This window comes from Tardiphaga sp. OK245, from assembly GCF_900108575.1.
GTDB classification, from domain to species: Bacteria; Pseudomonadota; Alphaproteobacteria; order Rhizobiales; family Xanthobacteraceae; genus Tardiphaga; species Tardiphaga robiniae.
The window spans coordinates 703,030-711,319 of the sequence record NZ_FNWZ01000005.1; the positions used below are offsets into that span (position 1 = coordinate 703,030).

An 8,290-nucleotide genomic window follows, 5' to 3' on the forward strand; every position below is an offset into this window, starting at 1 on the left:
GCGTTCAACGTCATCCGAAACTCACCGCCCCGAATGTCTCGTGCACCCCGATCGCCGTCGACAACACGTTCTTCAGCCGCTTGTCGATGAAGTTCGGATAGTCCTGCTCGAACGTCCAGACCACCGGAACATCCTCAACGAGAATTCTCTGGACCTGACTATAAAGCTCCTGCCGCTTGTCATCGGATGTCGCCACGGCTGCTTCTTCGAACAGGCGATCAACTTCCGGATTGGAATAGCCGGCAGTGTTCGAGAACAGGATGCCCTTCTTGATATTCGATGTGATGTAGGTGCGCGCGACGCCGAGCGCGGGATCGCCGAACTGGTAAACCAGGTTGGCGGTCATATCGTAATCCCAATCGGCGAACTTTTGTGCCCAGCCGGCGATATCGGTGGTCTGCAGTTGCAGATCGATGCCGACGCGCCCGAGCGACTGGCGCAGGAATTCGGCGGCCCGCGTATTGGCCTCGCTGACCGGCGAAATCAGAAAGCGCAGCGTGACGCGCTTGCCATCCGGACCCGGCTTCAGCCCCATCTCGTCGAGCAGCGCTTTCGCCTTATCGACAGAGTAGTCATAGGTCTTGACGTTCTTGTCGTAGAACCGTGTCTTCGACGAGATCGGGCCGGTCGCCAGCTTGCCAAGCCCGAAATAGATTCGCTGCAGCATCGCCTTGCGGTCGATCGCATGCATCACGGCCTGACGAAAACGCTTGTCGTCCATCGGCTTGATGCGATTATTGAGTTCAATCCATTGATGCGGCGCAAAGAACTCGTAGCCCTTGGTGGACACCTCGTAATTCGGCAGTTTCGACAGCCGCGGCACCTCGAAGAATTCGATATCGCCCCACTGCGTCAGCTGCACCTTGCCCTGCTCGACCGCCACGGTACGCGACGCACCATCGGGGATCGCGCGATAGATGATTTCGTCGAGATAGGGCTCGCCCGGCCGATGATAACCTTCGTGCCGGACAAAATGAATGTGCGATCCCTTGACCCATTCCTTGAGCTTGAACGGACCGCAGCCGATCGCCTGCGCATTGGCGGGATTCTTGCGATAGTCGGTCCCCTCATAGATGTGCTTCGGCAGGATCGGCGCCGTGGTGCAATCCAGCGACGTCAGGAACGGCGCGAAGGGCGACTTCAGCGTGAAGATCACCGTCAGCGGATCGGGCGCTTCCGCCTTTGCGATGCGCGCAAATGTCACGCGACCGCGCGCATGGGTTTCCATCAGCACCTTGGTCATGGTGAAAATCACGTCTTCCGAGGTCAGCGGCTTGCCGTCGTGAAACGTGATGTTCGGGAACAGCTTGAATGTGTAGGTCAGCCCGTCCGGCGAAACCTCCCAGGATTTGGCGAGGCCGGGAATCGGTTTGAGATCGAAATCGTAACGCAGCAGGCTCTCATAGAGTTTGCCGCCGACGGTGAGCGTCGGCTGTTGCTGATTGATCGCCGTGACCAAGATCGGCGGTTCGGGCTGGATGATCGTATTGAGCGTACCGCCTCTGGTCTGCCCCGTGGCGCGGGTAATGCCGAGCGGGATGCCTGACAGCGCCGTAGCGCTCAAACCCAGCAATTTCGCAAACTCACGTCGATTCATTCAGCTCTCCCGATGGACACAGAGGGTTGAACGTCAGGGTTGCACTGACGCGCAAGGATGAGCTTGCAAAATTCAAGCCGCCGCCGTCGCCGGGCCGATCATCATCGCGATCGGGCCGGCGTTGTCCGAGAACCGAGCATGTTCCGTGAATGAGCAGGCATTCAGTATCCCAGTGCCGGATCGACGCGGTTGAGTAGAATCTCTCCAGCCTCGAGACGGCGGATATTCTCGGCAATCTGGTCGGCAATGACGCGTGGCTTGGCCAATCCGGCCATGTGCGGCGTCACCAGAATACCCGGCTCCGTCCACAGCGGATTGTCAGGCTGCATCGGCTCCTTGTCGAACACGTCGAGAATAGCGCCGCGCAAATGGCCCGAACGCAATGATGCGACAAGATCCGGTACGTTCAGATGCTCGCCACGGCTGCAGAGAATAAGTGCCGCCCCTTTCGGCAGGCGGGCGAAGCGGTCAGCATTCAGAATTCCCACTGTGCTCTGCGTTAGCGGTAGCAGACAGACCAGGATGTCGGTCTGCGCCAGGAAATCGTCGAGCGCGGCGTCGCCGGCGAAGACGTCCACACCCTCGACCTGTTTTGCGGAGCGCGACCAGCCGGAGACCTTGTAGCCGACCGATTTCAGCAGAGTGGCAGCCTGGATTCCGAGGGTGCCGAGGCCGAGAATGCCGACGCGCTTGTCAGCGGCAGCGACCTGATCGTAGCGATGCCAGTGCCCATTACGGGCATTGGTGGAGACGCGGTCGAATTCGCGGTGAAAATACAGCGTGCCCCACAGCACATATTCGGCCATCGCCTTGCCCAGCAGCGGATCCACGATCCGGCAGAGCGGCAGCTTCGGCAGCGCCGTGTCTGACAGCACATTGTCCACGCCGGCGGCGATGGAATGGATCAGCCGCAAATTCGGCATGGTCGCCATCACGCCTGCGGGTGGTTTCCAGCAGACCACAACCTCCCCGTCCAGCGCGCCCTGCTCCGGCCAAGTGGTCACGACTGCGCCGGGAACCACCCGCTTCAGGTGGTCCTCCAGAAAGCCCATGGTGTTGGACAGGGTTGTCATGAGAGTAATGCGGGTCATCGAATTCCTGCGTTTGTTTCTGCCCGAGCCTTTTCCGTTCCGATTGAATCGGAACGGGGCTCAGGATTGTTGTTTTACGCGTTTTCTTAATGCGAACCGGTCCCCACTTCGCTGGAAAACGCGTTAGTGGCATGAAGCCTGCTTTGAGAATGGCAACGTCCGGAACGATGCGCTCAAAACCTCTATCCTAGGGTACGATGTCAGCGCATCATCTCCGTCTTCACAGGGTCAGGATTTGTCGCGTATGGGCCATATCTCTTCAATTTCGTGCAACACGCCGCGCCAGCGCGTCGCGCCGCCGGCCATGGTAAGTTTTTCCGGCTTCGAGGCCAGCGGCCGCCGCGCCGATGCACTCCAGACCGCACAACGCCCGGTGGTTGCGATGGCTGCCGAATTCTCCTCGGGCGGCGTCGGCGTCCGGCACAGCCACCGCCGCGCGCAATTTCTCCACGGCCTGACCGGCGTCATGACCGTGATCACGGAAACCGGCAGTTGGACCGTATCGCCGCAGCACGCGCTGTGGATCCCGCCCGGCGTTGTCCATCAAAGCCGCTGCTGGGGCACCGTGCAGCTGCGTACGCTCTATGTCGAACCCGACGCGACGATCGGCCTGCCGACCTCGTGTCAGTTGATGGAAGTCTCCTCGCTGGTGCGCGCATTGCTTAACGAAGCCGTCACCTTCCCGACCGAATACGATATGGATGGCCGCGAAGGGCAAATCATGAATCTGATGCTTGCCGAAATCGGTCGCATGCCCGCGGTACCATTGCGTGCGCCGATGCCGCAGGACCGCCGCCTCGCGCGTATCTGTGAAGCGATCCTGCGCGAGCCCGGCAACAATCAGGATCTGGAATCCTGGTCGCAGATCGGCGGCCTCGGCCGACGGACGCTGACACGGCTGTTTCGCCGCGAGACCGGCATGAGCTTCGCCGAATGGCGCCAGCAGGTGCGATTGATGGAAGCATTGTCGCGCCTGACCATGCGCGAACCGGTGACCAATGTGGCGCTCGATCTCGGCTATGATAGTCCAAGTGCCTTCAGCGCTATGTTCCGTCGCTCGATGGGAATTTCACCACGCGACTATCTGCGCTGGAGCGAACAGACGGAGGACTTGGCAACGTGACCGACGCGCACCTCCTTAGGACTCGACCGCTGGCCGCGCTTCCATCGAAGCACGCAATCGGCGAATACCGGCTTCGATTTCGCGGATGTCGTCGTCGAGCTGCCCAAGCAACACGCCGAAATTGAAGTCCATTCTGTTGCGGACGGACGCCGCCAGCGTTTCGCGATGCACCTTGAGATCTTGCAACGCACTTAGCTGGTTCGTATCGACATAGGCGGCAACCACAAGCTCAATCGCGCTTTTCACCGCAACGCTTTCTTCTCGGCTTCATCGATTTGCGCTTTCAGCCGCGCCTTAATCGCGCGAACACCGGGGAATGGTGCTCCGAGCCGGCGTGCCTGGATCTGAACGGAACTCTGCGGTCGTTTCATGATCACCGCGGCTCTGGCCAGCGATACTTTACGCGCGATAAGCCCTTTCAAAATTTCAATCTGTTCGTCGTCCCAACGATTTTTTGCCATCTGATCTTATGAGTGCGCTGAAATAACTTGTCTGTGCGGTAGCTGTCCCTCTGCAACGCGATGTTCACAACTATTGTTCCCGATGCGCCCAGGTTGCAGAGCACAATCCCTGCCGGAGAAAGCGCTGCGTGGAGTTGCGCCGAAAAAAGGCTCCGGAGTGATCCGGAGCCTTTCTCTATTTGGCAGGCACCCCGCTTGGTAGCGGGGTATTTGTCAGCTGCGATGATAACCGCCGCTCACATCACCACTTCGATCAGCTTCGGACCCTTCGCGGCGATCGCGTTGGCGAGCGCTTTATTGAAGTCGTCGACGTTGGACACCGAAACGCCGGGGACGCCCATGCCCTTGGCGAGCGACACCCAGTCGAGCGCCGGACGGTCGAGGTTGAGCATATCGAGCGCGCGCTGGCCGGGCTCGCCGGCATCGACGCCTGCGAATTCGCCGAGCAGGATTTGATACTTGCGGTTGGCGAACACGATGGTGGTGATGTCGAGCTCTTCGCGGGCCTGGGTCCACAGCGACTGCAGCGTGTACATCGCGCTGCCGTCACCGACCATGCAGATCACCTTGCGATCCGGGCAGGCCACGGCGGCACCGGTGGCGACCGGGGTCGAGAAGCCGATCGAGCCGCCCATGTTCTGCAGCCAGTCATGCGGCGCGGCCGCTGCGGTCGGCGGGAAGAAGCCGCGGCCGGTGGTCAGCGACTCGTCGACCATGATGGCGTTTTCCGGGATCGCATAGGCGATCGCCTGCGCGATGGTCGTGTGGTTCAGCGCCCCGGTCGGCTTCACCAGTTCGGCGAGCTTCTGCGGCTTCACATCCGATGGCTTGGCACCGAGCGCGCCGGCCAGCGCTTCCAGCGCAGCGATCGAGTTCTCGCCGCCTGCGGTTATGCGATGCACTTCGCAGCCTTCCGGCTTCAGCATGCTCGGCTTGTTCGGATAGGCGAAGAAGGCGACGGGATCGTTGGCTTCCACCAGCACGATGTTCTTGAAGTCCTTCAGCAGCGGAAGCGCGGCTTCGATCACATAAGGAATGCGATCGATGGAGAAGCGGCCGCGGCCGCGTGCCATACGCGGATTGTAGGTCTGGCCCATCACCTTGCAGCCGGTCTTGCCGGCGATTTGCTCGGCCAGCGCCAGGCCCTTCTCGGTCAGCCCCTGGCCGGTCATCAGCAGCAGCGTCGAGGCGCCACCGTCCTTCATGATCCTGGCGGCGGTCTCGACGGCCTGCGCCGAATAGCCGGCGCTCTGCTTCTCGGCTGGCACCGGGGCCACGCCATCGGCCGCGCCCCATGCGGTGTCAGCGGGCAGGATCAGCGTCGCGATCTGGCGATCCTTGGCGGCGGCAATTGCTGCGGCGCCGTCCTTGGCCACCGACTTGGAATCCGGCGAGGTGTGCACCCACTGCGACATCGGACGGGCGAGGCCCTCGATGTCCGAGGTCAGCGGCGCGTTGTATTCGATGTGATATACGGCATGCTGGCCGACGATGTTGACGATGCCCGAATTGGCCTTCTTGGCATTGTGCAGGTTGGCGAGGCCATTGGCGAGGCCGGGACCGAGATGCAGCAGCGTCGAGGCCGGGGTGCCCTTCATGCGGAAGTAGCCATCCGCCGCGCCGGTGACGACGCCTTCGAACAGGCCGAGCACGCAGCGCATGCCTTCGACGCGGTCGAGCGCCGCAACGAAATGCATTTCCGACGTTCCCGGATTGGCAAAGCAGACATCCACATTGCCCGCCACCAATGTCCGCACCAGGCTTTCCGCACCGTTCATCGTCTCACTCCGTTTGATTCAGGGTCGTATCTCGGTTTCTTGATCTCGGGGGCTGATGAACCATTGTTCGGAGGGCCCGTCAAAGGGTCGGAACGCAAGGCTTCGTTGTGAGGGCCGCGGGGCGGGCTGAACGCCGGTTATTATCGCTCCATCCGGGCTGTCCTCACACGGCCGTGGGTTGCGGATCGGGGCGATTTATGGCCTGTCTTGGGCCTCAATTTTTTCTGGCGAGGACCATGATGAAGCGCCTTTTTGCTCTCTTTTTTGCCGCAGCCGCGTTCACCACAATTGCGTTTCCTGCCGATGCACGCGTTCGCAACCAGCCGCCGGCGCAGGACTTCGAGGTCGACGACGGCCCGTCGCTCTCCAACTTCTTCTCCAATTTCGGCAATGGCGGCGGCAACAGCTCCGGCCCGATCCAGCGCCAGACCGTCGGCTTCCACAGCAATTACGCCCCGGGGACCATCGTCGTGAACACCGCCGAGCGCCGGCTCTATCTGGTGCAGCCGGGCGGCCAGGCGCTGCGCTACGGCATCGGCGTCGGCCGCGATGGCTTCCGCTGGGGCGGCGTCCACCGCGTCACCGCCAAGAAGGAATGGCCGAGCTGGACCCCGCCGGCCCAGATGCTCGCCCGCCGCCCCGACCTGCCCCGCCACATGCCCGGCGGCATCGACAACCCACTCGGCGCCCGCGCCATGTATCTCGGCTCGACGCTGTACCGCATCCACGGCTCCAACGAGCCGGAGACCATCGGGCAGGCCGTGTCCTCGGGCTGCTTCCGCATGACCAATGACGATGTCACCGATCTCTATAACCGCGTCTCGGTCGGCGCGACGGTCATCGTCAAGAACTGAGCTTGAGCTGAGAACGAAGGCTTCCTGCGGGAAGCCTTCGAATTGTCCGCGGGGGCGGCACTGAACGCTTGCGCAAATACGCGCATTGCGAGAACTTGAGTAATAATGCCCGCCCCGACACCAGATCGATTCATCGTCCGGACGATTGCCGCGCTGCTGGCGCTAGCGTCTTTGACCGCCTTCGTGCCGCAGCCGTCTTATGCCGGTGCGAGCGAGCCGCCCGCCGTTACGGCGCGCCAGCGCACCGAGAAGAAAACCTTTACCGACAGCGAGATCATCGACGGTTTTTTCAAGACCGCCTTTGGCGCCGAGTATCACCTCGCCGGCCGCGTCGACCGCATCCGCAAATATGAGCTTCCAGTGCGGGTCTTCGCCGAGGGCCGTGCCGACCGCAAGGCTCAAATCGCCAAGGTCGTGACCGACATCGCGCGCCGGGTGCAGCATCTCAACATCGCCATGGCGGACAACCGCGACGACGCCAATGTACTGGTGAAGCTGGTGCGCGACCGCGATCTCTATCGCACCATCTCGACCTTCTATGGCACCGACCGGGCCAACGAGATCCGCGACTCCCTGGACCCGCAATGCCTGTCCGGCTTCCGCAAGAACGAGGCCTTCGAGATCGAACGCTCCGACGTGATCCTCACCGTCGACAATGGCGACTTCGTCTTTCTCGACTGCGCCTATGAGGAATTGCTGCAGTCGCTGGGCCCGATCAACGATACCAGTACGGTGCCGTGGACGATGTTCAACGACAACGTCCAGATGGGCTTCTTCGACGTCTACGACCAGTACATCCTCAACATCCTCTACGATCCCCGCATCAAGGCCGGCATGACCGTGCAGGAGGTCAAGGACGTGCTGCCGCAGGTGCTCACTGACGTGCGTATCTGGGTGAGCAAGGTGAACGAGCTGCAGGATTAGCGGCGCTTCTCTTATCCCTCCCCCCGCGCGAAGCGAAGCTTTGCCAGGCGGGGGATTCCACGAACGCCTGCGCGTCCCAGCTTCTTCGAATGTCAAACAGCCACTGCTCTGCAGACATGCGTCATCGCCCCCATTGTTTGCGGCGCGGGGGCGCCGTCGTTGCTTGCATTCCCACCCTCCTGTGAGAGGGCGTGCGGAACGCCGGGTGCCCGTTGCACCCTTGGGCCTGATGCGAATGCGGTCTTCCGCAATTGTGAGTGCATCAGGACTTTCGGAGGCGCCGAGCAAGTGCCCGACGTTCCGCCTGCGGTGTTTTTTCGGTTGCTTGCACATCTGCCATGGCGAACGGTCCCATCACCAAAATTAATGTCCCAGGGCGGAGGGACAGGGTAGCCGCAAAGCACTTGGCCGAACGCGTTTTGACTTGGTCGTCCGTCACACTGTCCAGGGGTTTGTCTATCC

9 protein-coding genes are annotated in these 8,290 nt (G+C 61.5%); 3 read left to right on the forward strand and 6 right to left on the reverse strand.

Annotation, left to right across the window (positions count from 1 at the left end; all coding sequences use genetic code 11):
• Positions 1-10: 10 nt before the first annotated feature.
• Together BLW80_RS26335 and BLW80_RS26340 are read right to left on the reverse strand one after the other, a co-directional pair.
• Positions 11-1,597, reverse strand: coding sequence for an ABC transporter substrate-binding protein (locus tag BLW80_RS26335; protein ID WP_093761082.1), 1,587 nt, complete (start codon positions 1,595-1,597; stop codon positions 11-13).
• Positions 1,598-1,758: 161 nt separating this feature from the next.
• Positions 1,759-2,688 carry a 2-hydroxyacid dehydrogenase gene (locus BLW80_RS26340; protein WP_093761084.1) on the reverse strand — a complete coding sequence of 310 codons (930 nt, stop codon included), beginning with the start codon at positions 2,686-2,688 and terminating at the stop codon, positions 1,759-1,761.
• 244 nt (positions 2,689-2,932) lie between these two features.
• Here BLW80_RS26340 and BLW80_RS26345 point away from each other — a divergent pair, with 244 nt between their 5' ends.
• Complete coding sequence (locus tag BLW80_RS26345) at positions 2,933-3,811, forward strand: AraC family transcriptional regulator (RefSeq protein WP_210185353.1); 879 nt, start codon at positions 2,933-2,935, stop codon at positions 3,809-3,811.
• Positions 3,812-3,826: 15 nt separating this feature from the next.
• Here BLW80_RS26345 and BLW80_RS26350 read toward each other — a convergent pair whose 3' ends face one another.
• The 3 genes from BLW80_RS26350 to BLW80_RS26360 all read right to left on the reverse strand — a co-directional run bounded on the left by BLW80_RS26350 (position 3,827) and on the right by BLW80_RS26360 (position 6,050).
• Positions 3,827-4,036, reverse strand: a complete 210-nt coding sequence (locus BLW80_RS26350) for a hypothetical protein (RefSeq protein ID WP_139285955.1) — start codon at positions 4,034-4,036, stop codon at positions 3,827-3,829.
• Between the two features lie 17 nt (positions 4,037-4,053).
• On the reverse strand, positions 4,054-4,272 hold the full coding sequence (locus tag BLW80_RS26355) for a hypothetical protein (protein WP_093761086.1): 219 nt from the start codon (positions 4,270-4,272) through the stop codon (positions 4,054-4,056).
• A 236-nt stretch (positions 4,273-4,508) separates the two neighbouring features.
• A complete protein-coding gene (locus BLW80_RS26360) occupies positions 4,509-6,050 on the reverse strand; it encodes an acetolactate synthase large subunit (protein WP_093761088.1) in 1,542 nt (513 codons plus the stop codon).
• A 239-nt stretch (positions 6,051-6,289) separates the two neighbouring features.
• Between BLW80_RS26360 and BLW80_RS26365 the strand changes: the two genes are divergently transcribed.
• Together BLW80_RS26365 and BLW80_RS26370 are read left to right on the forward strand one after the other, a co-directional pair.
• Positions 6,290-6,904, forward strand: coding sequence for a L,D-transpeptidase (locus BLW80_RS26365; RefSeq protein ID WP_081422064.1), 615 nt, complete (start codon positions 6,290-6,292; stop codon positions 6,902-6,904).
• 105 nt (positions 6,905-7,009) lie between these two features.
• A complete protein-coding gene (locus BLW80_RS26370; RefSeq protein ID WP_089268029.1) occupies positions 7,010-7,828 on the forward strand; it encodes a DUF2927 domain-containing protein in 819 nt (272 codons plus the stop codon).
• Positions 7,829-8,090: 262 nt separating this feature from the next.
• Here the strand turns inward: BLW80_RS26370 and BLW80_RS30630 are convergent.
• The coding region (locus tag BLW80_RS30630; protein ID WP_210185354.1) for a hypothetical protein at positions 8,091-8,290 on the reverse strand (200 nt) is incomplete at its 5' end.

Excerpts from the sequence above, each read along its gene's own strand:
- BLW80_RS26335 (WP_093761082.1), bottom strand. The coding sequence starts at position 1,597 with ATGAATCGACGTGAGTTTGCGAAATTGCTGGGTTTGAGCGCTACGGCG.
- BLW80_RS26340 (WP_093761084.1), bottom strand. The coding sequence starts at position 2,688 with ATGACCCGCATTACTCTCATGACAACCCTGTCCAACACCATGGGCTTT.
- BLW80_RS26345 (WP_210185353.1), top strand. The coding sequence starts at position 2,933 with ATGGGCCATATCTCTTCAATTTCGTGCAACACGCCGCGCCAGCGCGTC.
- BLW80_RS26355 (WP_093761086.1), bottom strand. The coding sequence starts at position 4,272 with ATGGCAAAAAATCGTTGGGACGACGAACAGATTGAAATTTTGAAAGGG.
- BLW80_RS26360 (WP_093761088.1), bottom strand. The coding sequence starts at position 6,050 with ATGAACGGTGCGGAAAGCCTGGTGCGGACATTGGTGGCGGGCAATGTG.
- BLW80_RS26365 (WP_081422064.1), top strand. The coding sequence starts at position 6,290 with ATGAAGCGCCTTTTTGCTCTCTTTTTTGCCGCAGCCGCGTTCACCACA.
- BLW80_RS26370 (WP_089268029.1), top strand. The coding sequence starts at position 7,010 with ATGCCCGCCCCGACACCAGATCGATTCATCGTCCGGACGATTGCCGCG.